Below are 20,409 nucleotides of genomic sequence, written 5' to 3'. Positions count from 1 at the left end.
GTATCGTCGTCGTTAACGGAGCAACGTTCCGCTTGTTCATCATGGCAGAGCGGCGGCCCGTCGGCCACCCCTGCCCCCGTTCCCTGGAGAGCATCCGCATGCAGTACCGCACCCTGGGCCGCACCGGCGTACAGGTCAGCACCCTCGCGCTCGGCGCCATGAACTTCGGCAGCATCGGCCGCACCACGCAGGAGGAGGCCACCGCCCTGGTCGACACCGCGCTCGACGCCGGGATCAACCTCATCGACACCGCCGACATGTACGGCACCGGCGAGTCCGAGGAGATGGTCGGCAGGGCGATCGCCGGCCGCCGCGACGACATCGTGCTCGCCACCAAGGCGGGCATGCCGATGAGCGAGGAGCGCAACCACCGCGGTTCCTCCCGCCGCTGGCTGGTCACCGCGCTCGACGCCAGCCTGCGCCGCCTCGGCGTCGACCACGTCGACCTCTACCAGATCCACCGCTGGGACCCGGCCACCGGCGACGAGGAGACCCTGTCGGCCCTGACCGACCTCCAGCGCGCCGGGAAGATCCGTGCCTTCGGCTCCTCCACCTTCCCGGCCCACCGCATCGTGCGGGCCCAGTGGGCGGCCCGCGAGCACCATCTCGGCCGCTACGCCACCGAGCAGCCCAGCTACTCCCTGCTCCAGCGCGGCATCGAGGCCCATGTCCTGCCCGTCACCCAGGAGTACGGCATGGGCGTACTGGTCTGGTCACCGCTGGCCTCGGGCTGGCTCTCGGGCGCCGTCCGCGCGGACCGCGGCCTCACCAACCACCGCGCCCGCATCCTGCCCGAGCGCTTCGACCTGACCGTGCCCGCCAACCGCGCCCGGATGGACGCCGTCGAACGGCTCGCGAAGGTCGCCGACGACGCCGGGCTCACCATGATCCAGCTCGCCCTCGGCTTCGTCACCGCCCACCCGGCCGTGACCTGCGCCCTCATCGGCCCGCGCACCCTGGACCACCTGCGCGCCCAGCTCGCCGCCGCCGACACGGTGCTTCCCGCCGACGTCCTCGACGCGGTCGACGGGATCGTCGCGCCCGGCACCGACCTCGCCCCGCAGGAGAAGTTCGACACCCCGCCCGCCCTGCTGGACGCGGCCCTGCGCCGCCGCTGACCGGCTGCCGGGTCCGGAAGCCGGGGACGGCAGTCCGGGACGGCAGTCGGGGCACGGCCGCCCGTGGGCGGATCCGGTGGTTCAGCCGCGCACCTGATCCGGCGGGCAGGGCGCGGGACCGCACTCGAACCACACGGTCTTGCCGCCCTGCCTCCAGCGGTCCACACCCCACTTGTCGGCCACGGCGTCGAGCAGCAGCAGCCCGCGCCCGCTCTCCGCCTCCCAGGGCACCTCGGCCGGGGCCACGGGCAGTTCGGACGAACCGTCCGTGACCTCCACCCGGACCCCGGCCTCCCGTTGCAGCAGCACCAGCGTGCAGTGGCGGTCGGGGACATGCCGTACGACGTTCGCGACCAGCTCGGTCACGCCCAGTTCCACGGCGTCGGTCAGCTCGGCAAGGCCCCATTCGGCCAGGTGCGTGCGGACGATACGACGGATATGACCCGCCGAGTGCTCACCGGCGGTGAGGATCAGGCGGTACTGGGCAGGGCGGGGGCCTGCCAGAACGGAGGGGAAGTAGTCGTTCACGGTACGAGACTGACCTGTGGTCACTACTCTGGGCTATTGCCTGGATACAACGGGTCTGCCCGTGGGCAGTCCGAGGAAAGGGGACCTCGCGTGACCAACATCAACGTCCTCGACCCCGGGGCCTCGCCGCTCGACTACTACGGCTTCGAGCTGCGCCGCCTCCGCGAGGCCGCGAACCTGACGCAACGTCAACTAGGGGAGGTCGTCAACTACACGGGCTCGCTGGTGGGCCAGGTGGAGACGGCCCGGAAGCTGCCGACAGCGGAGTTCAGCGAACGCGTGGACGCCGCGCTCGGCACGGGCGGACTGCTGTCGCGGCTGGTCGAGTTGGTGATGCGAAGTCAGCTTCCGGCGTGGTTCCAGCAAGTGGCGGAGCTGGAGTTGCGGGCCGTGGAGATCTGCTCCTTCCAGACGCACATGGTGCTTGGCCTCCTTCAGACGAAGGACTACGCAAGTGCGGTGCTCGGTGCCCTCGATCAGGACGATGTCGACGGCCGTACCGCTGCGCGACTGGCGCGTCAGCGAGTCTTCAAGAAGAAGGCCCCGCCGGTGTTCTGGGCTGTCCTGAGTGAGGCTGTTCTCCACCAGGAGATCGGCGGGGCAGAGACCATGAAGGGCCAACTCGCGCACCTCTTGACATTCGAGGCCACGCCCCGGATCAACGTACAGATTCTCCCGTACGAAGCCGGAGCGCATGCCGGACTTCAAGGCTCGTTCGACGTCTACCGCTTCCAGAGCGACCCGACCGTTGTGTACACGGAGAGCTATGGCAGCGGGCATCCGACAGCGAATCCAGACACTGTTGCGGACTGCTCGCTCCGTTACGATCACCTCCGGGCCGCCGCGCTGTCCCTCAAGGACTCGGCGGAGCTGATCCGGCGAGTGATGGAGGACCGCTATGGAGAGCAACTGGCGTAAGTCCAGCTACAGCGGAGACCAGGGCGGCGAGTGCGTGGAGTGCGCGCCGCTCGGGCCCCTGGCCTGGCGCAAGTCGACGTACAGCGGCGACCAGAACGGCCAGTGTGTCGAGGTGGCGGACACCCCCTGCGCCTCCGTGGCCGTACGGGACTCCAAGGTGTCCGGCGGACCGATGCTGACGTTCCGCCCGGGGACGTTCGCGGGCTTCGTGGACTGGGCGGCGGAGGCGGGGGAGCGGTGACGACCCTGGAGAACCGGCCGGGGACCGCGCTGCTGGTCGTGGACGTCCAGGTGGACGTGGTGGGCGGGGCGCACGAGCGGGACGCGGTGGTGGGGAACATCGCGACGCTGGTGGAGCGTGCCCGGCGGGCGGACGTACCGGTGGTGTGGGTGCAGCACGCGGACGACGGGCTGGCGAAGGGCAGCGACGGCTGGCGGATCGTCCCGGAACTGGCCCCGGCGGAGGGGGAGGCGCTCGTCCACAAGAACTACGGCGACTCCTTCGAGGACACCACGCTGGAGAGCGTCCTGTCGGACCTGGGTGTGGGACGGCTCCTGGTGACGGGCGCGGAGACGGACGCCTGCGTCCGCTCCACGCTGCACGGCGCCCTGGTGCGCGGCTATGACACGATCCTGGTCGCCGACGCCCACACGGCCGGCGACAAGACCGCCTGGGGCGCCCCACCGGTCCCCCAGGTCATCGCCCACACCAACCTCTACTGGACCTACCAGCGGGCCCCGGGCCGCACAGCGGGCACGATCCAGACGGACTCGGTCGACTTCGAGAGCGCCCCGGCCGGGAAGTGACGGCGGACTGAACCCGGCCTCCGGGGCGAGAGCGGGCCTCGACACCACGAGGTCCGCTTCCCGAAGGGGCGTCCACGTGGTTCCCGGCGGCGAAAGTCACCGGTACCTGGGGAATTGACCGTGCTCGCGCGGGTGGGCGCAGCCGTCCGGAGCCATCGAAGCGGCACGGGCGGTCAGTCGGCCGCCCTGGACGTACCGACGTCGGAGCGGTGCCGGGCCACGATTCCCTCGACGATCTTCATCAGACGGTCTCCCGCCCGGTCGATGCTGCCGTTCTGCGTACTGACCTGCGCCCCCTTCGAGCACGAAGGTGATCTCGGCCGCGGCCTGTTCGGGGTCGGGCATCCGGGCACCGGCGCACATGGCGATCAGCCTGCGGGTCTGGTGGGCCTTGTGCTCCTCGATCACCTGCCGGGCCGGGTGCAGCCGGTCGGGCAGCTCGGCGAGGGAGTTGATGAACGGGCAGCCCCGGTACGAGATCGTCGGCAGCCCCTCGGCGATGAAGCGGGCCAGGCCCAGGATCTGCTCCTCGGGCCGGTCCGGGTACGCGGCTTCCACACGGTCGAAGGCCGCCTGATAATCGGCGGCGACGATCCGCAGCCACTCCGCGACCAGCGCGTCCTTGGTCTCGAAATGCCGGTAGATCGCCATTTTGGTGGTCTCGGCCCTGTCGGCGATCGCCTGGACCCCCACCTGCCGGATCCCTTCTCGCTGGAAGAGCTCCTCCGCCGCGTCGAGGATGCGCTCACGCGGCGGCAGCTTCGCCACTCTGCCCGGCCTGCTGAGGCTCGATGCCATGACTGCTCCGTCACTCCGATCGTGGGGTCCGCACCTCGCCACGGTACCAGTCAGCCCCCTTCGATACCGTAGGGTATCGTCCAAGACTAATCGGTATCGTTCTTGTTCGTTCCTGTCTGTTCTTGCCGAGGAGTGGCAGTGAAAGCTTCTGAATACGCGGGCTTCGACGCGGTCGGGCTGGCAGAGCTGGTGGCCGAGGGCGAGGTGCTCCCCGCCGAACTGGAGGCGGCCGCACGCGAGGCGGTACAGGCGGTCGATCCGCGGATCAACGCCGTCGTGGAGACCTGGCCGTCCGACGACGAACCGGCCCCCGGCAGCGCACCCCTGGCCGGCGTCCCCTTCCTGATCAAGGACATCGCGGTGACCATGGCCGGCCGGCGGACGGAGCTGGGAAGCCGTCTGGCGGCCGGTAACGTCGCCGCCTCCGACTCCGCACTGATGCGGCGCTTCCGCCGCGCCGGACTCGTGACGTTCGGGCGCACCGCGACACCGGAGCTGGCCTACGGCATCTCGACGGAATCGGCGTTGTACGGCGCGACCCGCAACCCCTGGGACCCGGAGCGGAGCGCGGGCGGCTCCAGCGGAGGCGCGGCCGCCGCTGTCGCCGCAGGGGTGGTCCCGGTCGCCCATGCCACCGACGCCGCCGGCTCGCTCCGTGTCCCCGCCGCCTGCAACGGCCTCTTCGGGATCAAACCCACCCGTGGCCGGGTGTCCATGGGGCCCGGCGTCGACGAGGTCTTCAGCGGCCTGGCCGTGCAAGGCGGCGTCAGCCGCACCGTACGCGACAGTGCGGTACTGCTCGACCAGATAAGCGGCCCGGAACCGGGCGACCCCTACTTCGCCCCGCAGCCGTCACGGCCGTACGCGGAGGAAGTCACCCGTCCTCCGGGCTCGTTGCGCATCGGTGTCCTCGCCCAGGCGTGGGGCGGACGCCGCACCACCGCACCGGTGGCCGACGCCCTCTCCCGCACCGTGCGACTGCTCGAATCCCTCGGTCACCGGGTGGCGGAGACCGAGGTCGACCTCGGCGCCGACTGGGAGGAGTTCGTCGTGGCCAACGCCCGGATCATGACGGTGAACCTCACCGCCCTGGTCGACGAGTTGGCCGCCGCCTTCGGCCGTCCCGTCGACTCCTCGACCCTTGAACCGGCGACCCTCGCCGGCTACCACTACGGGCAGCGGGTCGGCGGCGCGCGGTTCCTCACCGCTCTCGCGATGCGGAACCGGGTGGCCCGGAGCCTGGCGCGGTACTTCGACGCGTACGACATCCTCCTCACGCCGACCCTGCCGGAGCTCCCCTTGCCGCTGGGCACGCACACCGAGGGTGCGGAGGCACTGGACGGCCTCGGCTGGATCGAGCGCATCACCGACCTGTCGCCGTTCACCCTGCCGTTCAACGTGGCGGGCACGCCCGCCATGTCCGTACCGGTGACGGCCGATGCCGGGACGGGGCTTCCGGTAGGAATGCAGTTCGCCGCCGGATACGGCCTCGAAAGCCGCCTCTTCCGCCTCGCCGGCCAGCTCGAACAGGCGAGCCCGTGGTCGGGCCGGACCCCCACGGTATGGGCCGGGAACCGCCCTCCCCGCTGAGGAACGCGCCGCCGGGCATGGAGCGGACACCGCACTTCATACGGAACATCGCCTGTTCACAGCGTGATCACGATCTTGCCGTGGACGTGCCGCCCGGCCTGTGTCGTCACGGCTTCGCGGATCCGCTCGACCGGGAAGGCGGCCGCGACCGGCACCGTGATCCCGCCGGACCGGACGGCCTCGGCGATCCGTTCCAGGTCGCCCGGACCCGCGTCGTAGGCACCCGCCCTGCGCACACCGGGCGGCGGGGCGGGGCCGTCGGCCACGACGGAGATCCGCTCGGGTGCCACGCCGAGTTCGACCGCGGTCTCGGCCGCCTCCCTGCCGAACAGGTCCGTCGCGGCGGTGATCCCCTCGGGCGCCAGGGCCCGCACCCGGTCCGCCAGGCCGGGGCCGTACGCCACGGGTTCGGCGCCGAGCCCGCGCAGGAACCCGAACGTCCCCTCGGAGGCGGTGCCGAGCACCCGGGCACCCGCGAGCCTCGCCAACTGCACGGCGAAGATGCCCACTCCACCGGCCGCCCCGCCGATCAGGACGGTGTCCCCGGAACGCAGCCCGACCGCGGTGAGCGCGGCCGCGGCCGTGAGGCCGGACACCGGAAGCGTGGCCGCCACCTCGTCCCCGACGCCCTCCGGGGTGGGCCACAGATCTGCCGCGGGCGTCTTGACCAGCACGAAATCGGCGACGGACCGCCCGATCGCGGCCCCGTACACCCGGTCGCCGACCGCGAACCCCGTGGCCTCGGCGCCCATCTCGTCCACCACCCCGGCGAAGTCGCTGCCGAACCCGGCCGGCAGGGCGATCCCGAACCGCGCCGCCATGTCGGGCTGTGCGGCGATCTGCCAGTCCATCGGATTCAGCCCGGCGGCGGTGACCTGGACGCGGACCTCGTCGGGGGCGGCGTGCGGCTCGGGTATCTCCCGCAGTTCGAGCACTTCGGGACCGCCGAAGCGCTGGTAACGGACGGCTCTGCTCATCGGTGATCTCCTCGACCGGTGATGGGACTTGGTCTCATCGACCCTACACGGTGATGGGACCAAGTCCCGTACACTGTTCCCATGGCCCGATGGCAACCCGACGCACCAGGACGACTCGCCGCCGCCGCCCTCGACCTCTTCGAGGAGCACGGCTACGAGAACACGACCGTCATCGAGATCGCGGAGCGCGCGGGACTCACCAAGAGCACGTTCTTCCGGTACTTCCCGGACAAGCGCGAGGTGCTCTTCGGCCGGGGCGCGTTGACCGGTCTGCTCGTCGAAGCGATCGCCTCGGCGCCCCCGGAGGCCGGACCGCTCGACGCGGTGGCGCACGCACTCGACACCCTCGGCCGGACCTTCTTCACCGCCGACCGCCGCGAGTTCAGCGCCCGGCGCCAGGCCGTACTGAACGCCAACACGGAACTGCTGGAACGCGAAGCCCTGAAACGGACCGAGCTGACCACCGCGATGACCGAGGCCCTCACCCGCCGCGGCACCCCGCCCCCGACCGCCCGCATGGCCGCGAAACTGGGCACACTCGTCTGGGAGATCGCCTACGACCAGTGGATCGCCACCGCCACCGACACCGAAACGGGCGCGGACACCGACACGGACACCGGCACCGGCGAGGACTTCGGCCCCCTGACCCGCCGGGCGCTCACCGCCGTACGCGCGACCGCGGTCCAGTAGCCGGGCACCCTCCGGCACCCACCGCCCGGGGACTCGTCACCGCCAGAGCGCGATCCCTCGCACAGGCCGCGCACCTACGACCCGGTCTACGGTCTGGTCACCTCCCAGAGCGACAGCGGCGACAGCGACCACGGCGTCCAGCCCGTCCGCACCCGTACCACCAACGTCGCCCCTGCCACGGGCACCAAGCTCGCCGAGTGGACCTACGACACGGTCACCGACCACCAGGCCGCCGGCCCCAAGACCCTGTCCGACATCAAGTACTCCTCCGCACCGTCCACCGCCGGAACGGCGCAGGCTATCGCTCACATTAAGTTCAAATGAGGAGCTGTTGCGTGATGTTGGAATCTGAATCTTATGGGGCACTGACCAGGCTGATCAGCTGGGCTGATCCACTTGGGAACGGGCTGTCTACGGCTCGGAGCACCAGTTCTGGAACTTTTACAACGGGAGGTCGGGCTGATGGCTGATCGCGCGGCATGGCTGCGGGTACTGGGCCAGGTGGCCGACCGGCAGGGTGAGGTGGGCCTGGTCTCGTGTCCGGACTGCGGCCAGGGCCGGCTTGAGGTCAGGTATATCGTCAAGCCCGAAACCCGCGTCGGATACGTGCTCTTGTGGTGCGATGCTTGCCTGCACGGCATCTCTGTCTCGCGGGTTCGCGCACCAGAAGGCGCTCCGACACGGTCGATCGACGATCCGGCGTCGGCTGAGGGCGTGCCGGATTTCGCCCGCCACGAGTGATCTGTGGGTGCGGCTGGTCAAAGCACACGGGGGAGTCGCCGGGGCGGGGGTTGGTGTCGTGGACGGCCTTGAGGAAGCACAGGAGATGAGTTCTGAAGCGAGCATCGAGGTGTGGCTCGACGAAATGTCATCCCTCGTCCCGCGATTTGTTGCGGGATTCGAGACAAGGCATGGATATCCGCCGGGCGAACACTATGTAACCCGGTCGACTGACTGCAGCAGCCGTGACGCGCTCGCGGCGATTCTGTGCGACCGAAGCGTCAGAAATCTGATCGAATTCTACTCGTATGTGGCGTGTGTCTCTCTTCCCGATGTCGGACCAGGGTTCTTCATTCAAGAAGCCGAGGAAGTGGTGAGTGGTCTGCAGGGCGCTCAGCCGACATGTGTGAGCGGTCCGCCGGACACGCCGATCGTCGTATTCGGATCCGACGGCGGTGGCGGATTGTTTGCCATCGATCGGCAAACGGGAGAGGTGATCCGACTCGCAGGCGGCTCCCTTCTGGGTGCCGCTTACGAGGTGGGAAAATCTGAACTACAAGTTGTGGCGCGTGGATTCTTGGAATTCTTGCGGTCTCTCCGTGATGGCCTTGAATGAAACCCGAGAGAGATCGCCAGGTATCTGATCGACGAAGAGCAGATGTTCGGTTGGAAGAAATGCGAAGCCATCGGAGTGGGACGGGATCATCACGCTTGCCAGTGGCGAGAAGTGGGTTCCGATATACGGGGGGAGAAAATGATAAGTATCGACTTCGATTGCGAAACAATGAGAGAGCTTTCGGCTGGGGAGGTTGAAGGGGTCGTAACGGCGAGCGAGATGGACATCAGGTACGGCTATTTCGAGACGGATATCTCGTTCTCCGTTGACGGTCAATGGGGTGAGTCATTCTTCGGTGTTCCGATCGTGGACTTCATGTTTTGCCTTCTCCTTTCCGCTCGGGAGGTGCAGGGGGGTGGCGAAGGCAAGATTAGCTTTACGGAGAATGATATGACGATAGACGTTGTTTCGGTGGAGGGAGGGTTGGATATTGTGCGCTCATGGGACCCTGTCGTCGGACGTTGTCGATTGGGTGACTTCATGAGTCAGGTATCAGCCTTCGTTGACAGGGGTCTGGCGTGCATCCTGGATAAGCATCCAGAGTTCGGATTCAATCCGACATACCTAAAGATTTTGGGTTTGCGATAGATCCGTCTCGGTTTCTGGACCCTTCGGTTCCGTCGCATTGTGTTTGAGTGCGCGGGATGTGAAATTTGCTGTGCCGGCTGTGGCCTATTGGTGCCGCGTCGATGCATGAGGGTGAAGAATCGCGGTGTGTGATTTCTTGCGTTTCTTTCCATCGGGGATTATTCCCAGATATTTTTGGGGAGCGACCCTTGTCACGGGGATCCTCTTGGCGTTCGCTGACCGAAGACTGTTTTTGCCTGCGACGTGATTGGTCTGGCCAGGCCCTCACTCCCGTCCTGAAGCAACGACCGCCAGCACCCCCGCCGCCAGCGCGGCGGGCAGCAGGGGGGCGGCCAGGTCGTGGTGGACGACCCCCGGTTTGCGGACGGGGGGACGGTGGCGTTGCGCAGGCCCATCGTCAAGGCCGTGAGCGCGATCAGCGCGTAGGCCGCAGCGGCGCCCGTGACTACGACCCCGCCACCGGCCGTTTCATCAGCGTCGACCCGCTCCTCGAACTCGACAAGCCCCAGACCATCGGTGGCTACGCCTACAGCGCCCACAACCCCACCACCTACGGAAACACCCTGGCCCATGACCCCAACTTCTGGAGCGGGCTGATCCAGTTCGGCGGCGGAATAGCCGGCGGAGGGGGCGGCCTGGCCCTTGCCTTCTCCGGCGTGATCGAATGCGGAACCGGTGTCCTCTGCCTCGCCGGAGTCCCCTCGATCGTCGGCGGACTCGGCATCGCTGCCGCAGGCTACGGAACCGCCCAGAACGGCGCGGACCCTCTGGGGAAGGCGTTCTCGGAGGCTTCTTCCGAGGCAGCGGGCTCAAGTACAGGAGCCGAAGGCTCCGTCCGTAGCTATTCACCCGAGGATCTGACGCGGGTCTCGAATCATCTGGGACGTCCCGAGCCCGATCATTCTCCGGCGAACGATGCCATGATCGATGGGATCCGTCAGGGCATGGCAGATGGGCGTCTGCTCTCCGAGGGCGAGCAGAACTTCATGCGACACGAGCTCACCGAGGCCGGGATGATGGATGGCGGTATGTCGTATGAGGATGCCCACGAGCTGGTGCTACAGACGCACCCTCTGATGAAGAACTACACGCCCGAAGTGATCGACCAGTTCCCGGAGATGTTCAACGACAACTGGCGTCGCGCATGGGGATTGGAGCCACGGTATCATCCTTGCAGAAGGCGGCCGTCGTGCCGCGGTTCGGACAGACGAGTCGTCTGCTGCGTACGTCGCGATGCACGTGGCACGCTGCGAACGTTCCGCTTCGCCGGGCCCTGAGCGCGCGGTACGGGCGGTCGTGGAACTGAGCCGGGCGTTTGGTGGGATGACCATGCGGGCGTTGCTCGGAGCCGAGTTCTCGCCGGACCCGCAGGGTTCGTCGACCGTGTTCGAGGTCCCATTCTGCGAGGCGATGGGGCTTGGCGCGGTCGCCACGTGTGCCAGCGAGCTCGGCAGTCCACTGGTGGCTGGATTGCCGCGCGACTTCGCCGGTGCAGTACTCGACGGGCTGGCCGGGGACCCTGCAGTCAGAGCTTTGCCGGCCGGGCTGCTGCGGGTCGACCGCGCGGGCTTCGACGAAGCAGGGTCCTCCGAGATGGCGTTCAAGCTCGCAGGCGACCTGCTGCGGAGCGTGGTTGACACTCTGCTGCACCATCGGGATCCCCTCACGGCGGCTCAGGCCGTCCTGAGCGCGTGGTGATGCGGTGCCGATGGGCTCAGACCGGGGGGAACTGACGGCTCTGGTGGCAGCCAGGGGCCGGTGGTGAAGAGCTGGGTGCGCGCGTCGAGGTGGTCGAGGCCGTGTTTGGCGGCGGTGGACAGGTAGGACCAGATGACGGCGAGGTCGGCGGGTCCGTCCAGCGTCCGCCGACAGCCGGAGACCCGCTGGCGGACCTTCGCGCCTCTCACCTCCAACTCGGCCGGGTTGTTCGTGAAGGGGATCGTCAGGTCGTGGACGAAGGCCAGGTTCATGTCGCGGTGCTTGTCGAACCGGCCCGCCCGTTGGCCATGGCCTCGGCGCCGGTCTGCTGGTCGGGGTCGGTGTCGTGGACGGCCTTGAGGTCGCGCAGGGTGTGCGCGCCGTACCACACGTGGACGGCGTCCAGTAGGTGCGCGTAGCCGCCGTAGCCGTCGCGGACCAGGATCCCGCTGAAGCCGTCCAGGGTCTGACCGGCGTCGATGTCGGCGGTGGTGCGGCCGCCGGTGTGCAGCGCGGTGCACTTGTCGTCCGGTCGAGCAGTCAACGCCTGCCAGGTCACGCAGAAGCCGCCTCGCGCGGCCGAAGGGCAGGTGATGGGCATCACCGCGAGCATCGCGCGGCCTTGACACCCGGCCCCCACTGCACTCGACCACCCGCCCCCGACGGTGCCGTGCCCACGGTGACCTGCCCGCAACCCGGGCAGGTCGTCGGCGGCGGAGGCGGGGCCACCTCGAACACCTGCCGCTTGGACACCCCGAACACTGCGCCGGTTAGCCTCGATCTTGCATGACGGTCCGCCGACGGAGTCGGTGGACCGTTTCGCTTTCGATGGCTGATGGCGGGCACTGCGAGGGCCCGTGTGTCGTCTCGGGTGGACGCCGGGTTCCACTGCTCCGGTCTGTGGCGGCTCTCTCGTAGGGACGGGAAGGGTGCTGGTCAGCCGGGGTTCGGCAGGAGTGCAAGCCGTTCGAGGGAGCCTGTGACCTCACCGGTCCAGGGCCAGTGGCGGGCGAGACGGAGGATGCGGCGCCGGCCGGTGGTGATGAGCTGGGCGGCGGTGGGGAGCAGGCGGAACCGCAGGCGGCGGGGCTCCCAGAGACGGGCCTGGCCGGTCAGGGCGAGCATGGGCATCCAGGCCAGCAGGTCGAGCGCGATCTGGACGATCTCCAGCCAGACCTTGTTCTGTGCGGTGTGGTGAAGGGGCAGGTTGCGCAGGCCGGTGGACCGGGCGGCCCGGATCCGGTCCTCGGCGCGGGCCCGCAGCCGGTGCCGGAGCTCGAGTTCGGCGATGGGACGGTCCGGGGTGTTGGTCGCGAAGCACGTGATCCGCATGCCGTCCGCGTCGGTAATCCGCAACTGGGCCCCGGGATGCGGCCGTTCCTTGCGGACGATCAGTCGCATGCCCTTCGGCCAGCCGTCCAGCAGGCTGCCGGTGAGCTCGGCGACCCAGGCCCCGTCACGGACCGTGCCGTCGGCCTCGACGGCCGGGGTCCAGGTCAGGGCCGGGATCTTCAGCACATGCTGGTGGATGGTCTCGGTGATCACCATGCCGACCGAGTAGGACAGCCATCGGCCTCGCTTCGCGAGCCAGGACACGAAGTCGTGGGTGCCGCCGGCGGAGTCCGTGCGGATCAGCGTCTGCCGTCCCCGCCGGTGGTTCTTCGGCAGCTGTGCCAGGGCGAGCCGTGCGGTGGTGATGTGGTCGGCGGCTGTGTTGGAGCCCGCGTTGCCCGGCCGGAGAAGAGCGGCGACGGGCTCGCCGGTTCCGCCCGGTCCGTGGTCGACGAAGGCCGTCAGTGGGTGATGGCCGTAGGTCTTCTTCCAGGTCGCGGCCGCATCCTGCTTGTCGGAGTGCGCAATCAGCAGGACGCCGTCGAGGTCGACGGTGACCTGGCCATCGGAGTCCGGGGCGTTCTCACCGGCCAACGACCAGGCACGATCACGGACTTCTGACCGCGCGTTTCGGACGGCTCGCAGGGCTTTCTCGCCGGAGGCGGCAAGGGTGTCGATCAGGCGGGAGACGGTCGGATCGGAGGCGACCGGGCCGAAGACGGCCGGCTCGCACCGCAGCATGGCGACGTCCGCGAGGCAGTCCCCGCCCAATGCGACCGCCAGAGCGAGATCCAGGAGGATCTTGCCGGGATCATGAACGGCCCGCGGCTTCCGCCACGGCGCCAGAGCTGCGGATACCGCCTGGTCAAGACCCGTCTTGCGGACCGTCTCCAGCAGCAGGACCGCACCGGCCTGCGAGACCACCTGCCGACCGTCTCCCTGGACACGGACACGTGGGTACGACGAGATAGGCTCTCTCACCTGGGAAGTGCTCTTTTCCTTGCAGCCAACAGGACCCTCAGCAAGTCCCATCGTTGCAGGTCAAGGGCACTTTCCGTGTTTCTGATCAATGCTTGGACAGCCCAACTCGTGAAAGCGCGAGGTTAGATGCGAACAGCTACATAATTCGCCTTCCCGAAGGCGGCGCCGAGTTCAGCTACAAGGCGCCTGGGAGGGTTTCAGGATCCTTTGCCATCTATCGAAAGCGGGTCGATGTAAAGGGTGTCACGGAGTTGGCCTTCAAGGCGACTTGGCTCCCTGACGGAACTATCGCTCACATTAAGTTCAAATGAGGTGCTGTTGTGTGATGTTGGAATCTGAATCTTATGGGGCACTGACCAGGCTGATCAGCTGGGCTGATCCACTGGACGGAGTGATGGAAACTGTCGGCCGGTGTGACCTCAGTGAAGGGCTTGCGGTGATTCTTGATCGCCCGACTGTGACGCGTGTTCTTCGTAGGTGCATTTCGGGCGAGCTGGATGTTCGAGAATTGCCCACGTGGGCGAGTGCGGTTCATGGCTGCGGGTACTGGGCCAGGTGGTCGACCGGCAGGGTGAGGTGGGCCTGGCCTCGTGTCCGGACTGCGGCCAGGGCCGGCTTGAGGTCAGGTATATCGTCGAGCCTGAAACCCGGGTCGGGTACGTGCTCTTGTGGTGTGGCGCTTGCGTGCACGGCATCTCTGTCTCGCGGGTTCGCCCACCGGAAGGTGCTCCGGCACGGTCGATCGACGATCCGGCGTCGGTCGAGGGCGTGCCGGACTTCGCCCGCCACGAGTGATCTGTGGGTGCGGCTGGTCAAGCACACAGGGGAGCCGACGGTGGCCAGGGGCTGGTGGTGAAGAGCCGGGTATATGGAGATGCGCCGGGCGAACACTGCGTGACCCGATCGACCGACCGTGCTGTGCCGAGGCTCGACAGTTGTCACCGGCAGAGCCGAAGAGGCCGGCAGAAGAGCCGGGCCGAAGCAGCCTGGGTGTCACCTGGGAGACGGGCTACTTGTCACAGCCGCTCCATCAGCAATCGTTCTGTCACCAGGTCAAGGTGGGACGCTCGGCGTTGCGCGGCTCTCGGCTGGAGGCTTGGGGCAACAGCTTCACCCGCCCAGGGGCTTGGTCAGGTGTAGGTGGAGATTTCGATCAGGTTGCCGTCCGGGTCGCGCAGGTAGGTGCTGAGGATCGGGCCGAGGGCGCCGGTGCGCGGTACCGGGCCTTTCTCCACGGGTACCCCGCAGGCGGCCAGATGGGCCAGCACTTGTTCCTGCGGGGTCTCGGTGACCAGGCAGAGGTCGGCGCTGCCGGGGGTGGGTCGGGCGGCGTGGGGCAGGCGTTCGCGGCCTGCCCGGTGGAGGTTGATCTTGCTGCTGCCGAAGCCCAGCGCGCGGCGCCCCTCCCCGAAGGTGACGGGCCGTAAGCCGAGGACCCGCTGGTAGAAGGCGGTGGTCCGCTCGACGTCGGTGACGGTCAGCACCAGGTGGTCCAGGCCGCTGATCACGATCCCCGGCTCGGGGGCGTACCGGGCCAGATGCTCGGCGCAGGCGTTCCACGCGGGTGCGGACAGCAGATCGCGTGAGCGGGCGAACAGGCGGCACAGGGCCGGGCCGTGGCGTTCGGCCAGCCCGGCGTGGTGGGCCAGTACGTCGAGCTCGTTGGCGGCCGTGATCTCCACGATGGCGCGTACGTCCGCCTCGGCCGGAGTGTGTTCCCGGCCCGTGAAGCGGTCATGGAAGACCACCGGAAGTCCGTTGCCCAGGCACGGATAGACGGTCGCCCGGTCGCAGCTTGCGTACAGGTACACCAGGGCCTCCGCGCGATCGCCGATCAGTTCGGCGAGCACCCCGCGCTCGGTGATGCCCAGGAGCGACCCGTCGAATCCGTCCGTTCCGTAGGCGGCGTGGCACAGCCCCGCGAGCTGGACGTCAGGGGCGGCGTCCCAGGCGGAGAGCAAGCGCGCGACGCGGTGCAGGTGGTCCAGGAGCGTTCCGCCCGGATGGGCCGTCCGGGCGGCGCCGCGGGCAGACAGGAACTCCTCGGCCCGGGACCATCGCGCCGGGGCGGGCCGCCCCATCAGGCCACCCGTTTCGCGGACTGCGCCACCTCGGCGACCAGTCGGGCGGTGGCCGGGACGGCGATGCCGTGGGCGGCTCCGGCGCGCAGGACGGCTCCGCCGATGGCGTCGAGTTCGAGCGGGCGGCCGGCCTCGGCGTCGCGCTGCATCGAGGACCTCATCGTCCCAGGGACGCGGTCGAAGAAGGAGAGTAGCCCCTCGGCGCTCACCGGCGTGCCGGCGGCGAGGGCTACGGCCGCGATCTCGTCGAGGACGGTGAGCAGCTCGAGCCGGTGCCGATCACGGACGGCACCGACGTCGGACTGGTGGCGGGTGGTCAGCAGGGCGAACGGAGCGAGGAAGGCCAGTTTGTCCCAGAGCATCGCGCTCTCGTCCTCGCGTACGGTCACGCCCAGACCGGCCTGTCGCAGCAGCTCCACGAAGTCATCCAGGGGGGCGGCGAGTTCAAGGTCGGCGAAAGGGCTGGTGTGGGCGATGCGGCCAGGCGCCGTGCGGGTGGCCTCGACCCGGATGGTGCCCGCGACGACCCGGGCAGAGGGGAAGCACTCGCGGAGTACGGCGAGATGGTCGAGGCCGTTGAGCAGCGGTACCACGACCGCCGTGCCGAGCACCTCGGCCGGGATGCGGTCGAGCGCCTCGGCGAGCGCGGTCTGCTTGACCGTCACGAAGACGGCATCTACCGGCTCGCGCAACTCGGTGTCGGACTCCACCGCCACGGTGAACTCCCCGTACCGGTTGCTGTCGACGCGCAACCCGTCCTGGCGCAGCACGGCAACGGTCTGTTCCCCCGCCAGGCAGACGACGCGGTGTCCGGCACGGGCGAGCAGCGCGCCGACCAGGCCGCCGACGCCGCCTGGGCCGAGAACCGCCACGGTCGTCCTGCTTGTGCTCATGTGTGCTCCTGTCCGGGAAATCAATGAGTCGAGAGGTGGGGCGGCCGGGGCCGGGAAGCCGGTCGGGCCCGTGGTGAGTCGGCACCCGCCCGCATTCAGGACCGCGTCCGGACCACGGAAGAGACAGCGGGCGGGTCGCCGCCCTGGGCCCGGAACGATGATCAAACCTGCCGGGACCTAAGTCAATCCACGGGTTTGCTAGGAAATGCCCAAGCAATAGCTTGGGTCCCGCGCTAATTGACGATCTCCGTGTCTTTGCCGCCGCCCGTGACCTGGGCTGTACGCAGTCGGCCGTCAGCCGGCACGTGAAGCGACTCAAGCGGGAAGTGGGACCCAGCCTGCTCGAACGCCACCCGCGCGGGATTGCGCCGACCTCGGCAGGGCGGCTGCTGCACACCTCGCACAGGCCGCGGCGGGGGCGTCCCACACACGGACGCCCCCGCCGCCGAGGCCCGGCCGGTCCTGCTCAGCCGTGAGCGGCAGGCTCAGGAGATGTCGGTGATGGTGGTGTCCCAGCTGCTCGTTCCCACGAGCTTCGGTTTGCGAAGGGTGGTGGGGGTGCCGGGATAGAAGAGCAGGCACCCCGTGGGGCACTTGGTGGTCTGTTCCGCACCGGAGTCGTCGGTGTAACTGACGGTGTAGTTCGCGTCCGCAGGTGTGGTGGCCCAGACGTCGCCGTAGGTCTCACCGGCGGTGGGCTGGAACTGATGGTAGGTGATGTCGGTTCCGGCGTCGGGGTCGCTGTAGGTGCCGGTGGTGACGGTTCCCTGGACGTTGCCCGGTGAGGCGAGGTGCGGGCGGCGGTCCCAGCCCGACGTCCCGTACAGCACGCGCGTGCCGAGAGAGTACGTTCCGTCGGTGATGCGGCCGGGGTAGAGGAAGAGCTCGCCGGTGCTGGGGTTGCGGGCGACCAGGTCCTGGACGCCGTCCCCGTTCTGGTCACCGAGGGCGAGGTTGGTGTAGTCCTTCCAGCCGCGGGTGCCGATGACGGTGCGGTTGTTGAGGTCGAACGGTTCGGTCTGGTCCTGGCCCCCGCCGCCGATCGTGTTGCCGGTGTAGAGGTACAGCTGGGCGTCCGTGCAGGCGTCGGTCGTGCACTCGATGGTGATGAGGTCGTTGCCTGCTTCATGGCCCGGCGTGTTGTTCCGGTCGATGTCACCGGGGGTGACGATCTGCCGGATGCGGCGCCAGTCGGGGGCGGTGTCGACATTGGGATGGACGAGTTCGGTTCGGGTGTCGTAGGCGGGCCGGCCGAGTCCGTCGCCTCCGTAGACATAGAGCTTGTCGTTGCTCAGCCGGACGACGAAGTCCTCGTATCCGTCGGGTGCGGCGCCCTGGCCGGTGAAGCCGCGCAGGTCGCCGCGGTGGGCGATGAGGGCGTTGCTCCAGCCGCCCGTGCCCACGATGTCGGCGGGAGAGACCCTGCCGGTGCCGTCGCCCGCGTAGAGGCGCAGCTTGCTGGTCGCGTCGATGGCGACCATGTCGGTGTGGCCGTCGCCGGTGAGGTCGCCCGGGAGATCCGTGTGTGCCAGACCGGTGCCGGGGTTCTTGGCGGGGGCGTACACGAAGTCGGAGGGAGTGGTACTGAGGATGACGGCGTCGCTGGCCCGGTCGTAGGGGGAGTGGTTACCGGCCTTGTCGAAGGCGAGCACGTGCAGGGTGCTGTTCGGGGTGCCGCTGGGGGTGATGGTGATGCGCGCGCTGTGGTGGTCGGTGCCGACGTCGACCCAGTTGCCGTTGGAGCAGCGGGTGCTGGAGACGGAGATGTACTGGTCGGTGTTCCAGCAGAAGCCCGCCAGGTCGTCGGCGGTGTTGCTGAGCTGCAATGGGAGAGCCTTGCGGGCGGTGTAGATGTCGGTGGCCTCGTCCGCGGCCGTGCCGTCGGTGTTGGTCACGACGACGGCGTCGGCAGGCCCGATGCGGTCGACGGTGAAGCCGCAGGGTGCGGTGGTGCTGCTGGTGGTGCTCTCGTCGTCCTTGGCGCGGACCGTCCACGTGTACGACCCGTTGGGGATCTTGCCGGCTGCCACAGTGACCGAGGCGGTCTGTCCGTTGGCAACCGTGTCGGTGGCGGAAGCGACCGTCTTGCCGGCGGAGTTGACCACGGAGAACTCGCCGGTGACCTTCCCTCCGTCCTTGTCGATGAGCTTCGCCGTGAGTGCTATCCCGCTGTTGCCGACCAGACCCTTGCAGGGGACCTGCTTGTTGCCGTCTCCGCCGGGGCTCCAGGTGCCTTCGTAGGCGTGGTACTCGTCGACGGTGGGCTTGAAGTTGTAGGTGATCTCCAGAGCCGGGTTGTTGGTGAACCGCTTGTAGCTGTCGTGGTCACCTTCGTGGCTGCTCTCGGCCCGCAGACCGAAGGCGAGCGTGCTCCAGCCGCTGTCGGCGGCCTTCTGGATGTAGTCGGTCAGCGCGTCGGAGTGGTAGTCGTGTCCGAGATTCCCCGGGCAGTACGTGGGGTTGCCGTGGGCGTAGGAGGCGGAGTCGAGTTTCTGCGACCAGATCGGCTGGCTGTTCCAGGTGGGGGTGGTGTCGATGCTGCCGGTGGACCACAGTTCGGTCGGCCCGGCGGCCGAGGCGTCACAGCCCCAGGAGTGGGTCTCGACGACGGCGAAGGTGGCCTTGAGGATGTCCGCGCCCGCCAGCCCTTTGGTGTCCATCGCGAAGAACGAGCGGGTCCTGCCGGTGCCGTTGAAGCCGACCCGGGGTTCGTCGCTGGGGTTGTCGGAGTTCCATCCCGAGCCGTTGGGATAGTCGGCGCCCGGGGTCGCGGAGTACACGACAGCCCACTTCTTGCGCTTGCCGCCGGAGAAGGGCGGATCCACCACCAGCGGGAACTGATCGGCGGTGGCCAGCAGGGTGGGATCCGGTGTCAGGGTGAGGGTGTCGCCGGAGACCTCGACGCCCACCGGAGCGGATCTCGGCTGACCGTCCGTGTCGGCCGCGCTGATGTGCGTTCTCTTCGCGGCAGCGCCGGGGAGGGACGGCTGCTCCCACATCTTGGGCCGCAGGGCGCTGAAGACGGCGTTGCCGTCCGCGTCCACGGCGGTCAGGTTGCCGCTCCCGTCGTCGGCGAGGGTGACGCCGACGGTGCCGACGCCGAGTCTGATGCTTCGGACGGCCGGATCGGCGGCGGCCTGCGGGGTGTTGATGATCAGGTCTTCCGCGAACCCGTCGACCTCGGCGATGACCTTCAGGTCGACGCCTGGCAGGACCGACTTGTACAGGGCGGTGTTGCCCTCCAGAACCGGTTGCGGCAGAGCTGTGGGCCATGACAGTGACAGTTGCTTGTCGTCCTTGGTCATGGATGCCAAGGGAGTGGTGCCGCCGCCGGAGAAGGTGATCCCGAAGGTCGCTGAGGCGGGGCCCACCGTGCCGTCCGGCCGACGGACCACGGTGGCGTCGGCCTTCTTCCACACGCCCTCGTAGCGCGACCACACGGGGGTGGAGTACTGGCGGCGGGTGGTGGTCCCGTCAGGGTTGGCGAACGTCTCGGCGTCCTCCTCGCGCCGGTCCAGGATCTCGACGGGCTGCCCGCTCTTCGCGGCGAGGCCGGCCGCCTTGTTCTCGGAACTGGCCGGCGGCGCGGCGGGCGGACTGTCCTCCTCCGGGGCGGTGGCTGCGGCTGCGGCCGGGAGCGTCTGCGCGCTGACACCTGCCACCGCCGAGAAAGAGAGGGCGAGGAGTGCCGTTGCCAGACGCCTCCTTCCACGACGTATGAGGCGAGGATATTTCATCAGATTCCTTTCAGGGAGTACGCCCCGGAGAGTACGCGAATCCTGTCGCTGAATTGTGGAGCATTCGATCTCCGAGCACGTGGGCTGCGTTTGCGTTCCGGCAACTCGCGCGAGTATTCACATCACCTCCACATGTGTACTTATTGTAAATATTTGTCTATTTTTGCCCCCCATTCCTACCAGTGGAAACGTATTGGGATGTGTTGGTGGTGTGAAGATCGCTTTGACTCAAGAGGCTTCTGCCGACGTCTTAAATTCGCCACTTTTCCTCTTGTGTATGGGGCACTTAATCGGGTTTCCTGTGTCTGATCTTTGTAGCGAGCAGGTCTGAGGGTGG

Annotated in this window: 19 protein-coding genes and 2 pseudogenes; 12 read left to right on the top strand and 9 right to left on the bottom strand. The window is 68.3% G+C overall.

Going from position 1 to position 20,409, the window contains the following annotated elements:
- Positions 1-98: 98 nt before the first annotated feature.
- A complete protein-coding gene (locus tag R4Z62_RS09320) occupies positions 99-1,118 on the top strand; it encodes an aldo/keto reductase (RefSeq protein ID WP_355477646.1) in 1,020 nt (339 codons plus the stop codon).
- An 81-nt stretch (positions 1,119-1,199) separates the two neighbouring features.
- Here the strand turns inward: R4Z62_RS09320 and R4Z62_RS09315 are convergent, their stop codons facing one another.
- Positions 1,200-1,646, bottom strand: coding sequence for an ATP-binding protein (locus R4Z62_RS09315; protein WP_355477570.1), 447 nt, complete (start codon positions 1,644-1,646; stop codon positions 1,200-1,202).
- 90 nt (positions 1,647-1,736) lie between these two features.
- Here R4Z62_RS09315 and R4Z62_RS09310 point away from each other — a divergent pair, with 90 nt between their 5' ends.
- Genes R4Z62_RS09310 through R4Z62_RS09300 form a run of 3 tightly spaced genes read left to right on the top strand, consistent with a single transcriptional unit; the run spans position 1,737 to position 3,371 of the window.
- On the top strand, positions 1,737-2,564 hold the full coding sequence (locus tag R4Z62_RS09310; RefSeq protein WP_491519536.1) for a helix-turn-helix domain-containing protein: 828 nt from the start codon (positions 1,737-1,739) through the stop codon (positions 2,562-2,564).
- Positions 2,545-2,805: a DUF397 domain-containing protein gene (locus R4Z62_RS09305; RefSeq protein WP_491519535.1), complete on the top strand. Its 261-nt coding sequence runs from the start codon at positions 2,545-2,547 to the stop codon at positions 2,803-2,805. The genes R4Z62_RS09310 and R4Z62_RS09305 overlap by 20 nt, the downstream gene beginning before the upstream one ends.
- The gene (locus R4Z62_RS09300; protein ID WP_064532946.1) at positions 2,802-3,371 is read left to right on the top strand and encodes a cysteine hydrolase family protein; all 570 of its coding nucleotides are present in this window, start codon (positions 2,802-2,804) and stop codon (positions 3,369-3,371) included. The genes R4Z62_RS09305 and R4Z62_RS09300 overlap by 4 nt, the downstream gene beginning before the upstream one ends.
- Positions 3,372-3,544: 173 nt before the next feature.
- On the opposite strand, the pseudogene R4Z62_RS09295 reads toward R4Z62_RS09300, so the two are convergent.
- A pseudogene (locus R4Z62_RS09295) lies at positions 3,545-4,169 on the bottom strand (TetR/AcrR family transcriptional regulator).
- Between the two features lie 138 nt (positions 4,170-4,307).
- On the opposite strand from R4Z62_RS09295, the gene R4Z62_RS09290 reads away from it, so the two are divergent.
- The gene (locus tag R4Z62_RS09290; RefSeq protein WP_491519534.1) at positions 4,308-5,759 is read left to right on the top strand and encodes an amidase; all 1,452 of its coding nucleotides are present in this window, start codon (positions 4,308-4,310) and stop codon (positions 5,757-5,759) included.
- A gap of 56 nt (positions 5,760-5,815) precedes the next feature.
- On the opposite strand, the gene R4Z62_RS09285 is transcribed toward R4Z62_RS09290, so the two are convergent.
- Positions 5,816-6,736 carry an NADP-dependent oxidoreductase gene (locus tag R4Z62_RS09285; protein WP_491519533.1) on the bottom strand — a complete coding sequence of 307 codons (921 nt, stop codon included), beginning with the start codon at positions 6,734-6,736 and terminating at the stop codon, positions 5,816-5,818.
- 81 nt (positions 6,737-6,817) lie between these two features.
- Here R4Z62_RS09285 and R4Z62_RS09280 point away from each other — a divergent pair, with 81 nt between their 5' ends.
- The 6 genes from R4Z62_RS09280 to R4Z62_RS09255 all read left to right on the top strand — a co-directional run bounded on the left by R4Z62_RS09280 (position 6,818) and on the right by R4Z62_RS09255 (position 11,048).
- On the top strand, positions 6,818-7,426 hold the full coding sequence (locus tag R4Z62_RS09280; RefSeq protein WP_491519532.1) for a TetR family transcriptional regulator: 609 nt from the start codon (positions 6,818-6,820) through the stop codon (positions 7,424-7,426).
- A 462-nt stretch (positions 7,427-7,888) separates the two neighbouring features.
- Positions 7,889-8,167, top strand: coding sequence for a hypothetical protein (locus R4Z62_RS09275; protein WP_491519531.1), 279 nt, complete (start codon positions 7,889-7,891; stop codon positions 8,165-8,167).
- A 58-nt stretch (positions 8,168-8,225) separates the two neighbouring features.
- On the top strand, positions 8,226-8,762 hold the full coding sequence (locus R4Z62_RS09270) for a hypothetical protein (RefSeq protein WP_491519530.1): 537 nt from the start codon (positions 8,226-8,228) through the stop codon (positions 8,760-8,762).
- 42 nt (positions 8,763-8,804) lie between these two features.
- Positions 8,805-9,350, top strand: a complete 546-nt coding sequence (locus R4Z62_RS09265) for a hypothetical protein (protein ID WP_491519529.1) — start codon at positions 8,805-8,807, stop codon at positions 9,348-9,350.
- A gap of 656 nt (positions 9,351-10,006) precedes the next feature.
- A complete protein-coding gene (locus tag R4Z62_RS09260) occupies positions 10,007-10,627 on the top strand; it encodes a hypothetical protein (protein ID WP_491519528.1) in 621 nt (206 codons plus the stop codon).
- 19 nt (positions 10,628-10,646) lie between these two features.
- Positions 10,647-11,048: a hypothetical protein gene (locus R4Z62_RS09255; RefSeq protein ID WP_491519527.1), complete on the top strand. Its 402-nt coding sequence runs from the start codon at positions 10,647-10,649 to the stop codon at positions 11,046-11,048.
- Here R4Z62_RS09255 and R4Z62_RS09250 read toward each other — a convergent pair.
- The 5 genes from R4Z62_RS09250 to R4Z62_RS09230 form a co-directional block, all read right to left on the bottom strand.
- Positions 11,024-11,320: a hypothetical protein gene (locus R4Z62_RS09250; protein ID WP_491519526.1), complete on the bottom strand. Its 297-nt coding sequence runs from the start codon at positions 11,318-11,320 to the stop codon at positions 11,024-11,026. The two genes, R4Z62_RS09255 and R4Z62_RS09250, sit on opposite strands and share 25 nt — an antisense overlap.
- Positions 11,317-11,649 (bottom strand): IS66 family transposase, encoded by a 333-nt coding sequence (locus R4Z62_RS09245; RefSeq protein ID WP_491519525.1) that lies wholly within the window; start codon positions 11,647-11,649, stop codon positions 11,317-11,319. The genes R4Z62_RS09250 and R4Z62_RS09245 overlap by 4 nt, the downstream gene beginning before the upstream one ends.
- A 335-nt stretch (positions 11,650-11,984) precedes the next feature.
- Positions 11,985-13,361: an IS1380 family transposase gene (locus R4Z62_RS09240; protein WP_491519524.1), complete on the bottom strand. Its 1,377-nt coding sequence runs from the start codon at positions 13,359-13,361 to the stop codon at positions 11,985-11,987.
- Positions 13,362-14,491: 1,130 nt separating this feature from the next.
- Positions 14,492-15,442, bottom strand: coding sequence for a VOC family protein (locus R4Z62_RS09235; RefSeq protein ID WP_491519523.1), 951 nt, complete (start codon positions 15,440-15,442; stop codon positions 14,492-14,494).
- Positions 15,442-16,335 (bottom strand): ketopantoate reductase family protein, encoded by an 894-nt coding sequence (locus R4Z62_RS09230; protein WP_491519522.1) that lies wholly within the window; start codon positions 16,333-16,335, stop codon positions 15,442-15,444. The genes R4Z62_RS09235 and R4Z62_RS09230 overlap by 1 nt, the downstream gene beginning before the upstream one ends.
- A gap of 236 nt (positions 16,336-16,571) precedes the next feature.
- Here R4Z62_RS09230 and R4Z62_RS09225 point away from each other — a divergent pair.
- Positions 16,572-16,736: pseudogene (locus R4Z62_RS09225) on the top strand (helix-turn-helix domain-containing protein); the annotation flags it as partial.
- An 84-nt stretch (positions 16,737-16,820) separates the two neighbouring features.
- On the opposite strand, the gene R4Z62_RS09220 reads toward R4Z62_RS09225, so the two are convergent.
- Complete coding sequence (locus R4Z62_RS09220; RefSeq protein ID WP_491519521.1) at positions 16,821-19,997, bottom strand: hypothetical protein; 3,177 nt, start codon at positions 19,995-19,997, stop codon at positions 16,821-16,823.
- Between the last annotated feature and the right edge of the window lie 412 nt (positions 19,998-20,409).

Source organism: Streptomyces sp. PL-25, from assembly GCF_058344915.1.
Note: the sequence above shows the minus strand (reverse complement) of the source record. Positions and strands in the feature narration are given on the sequence as shown.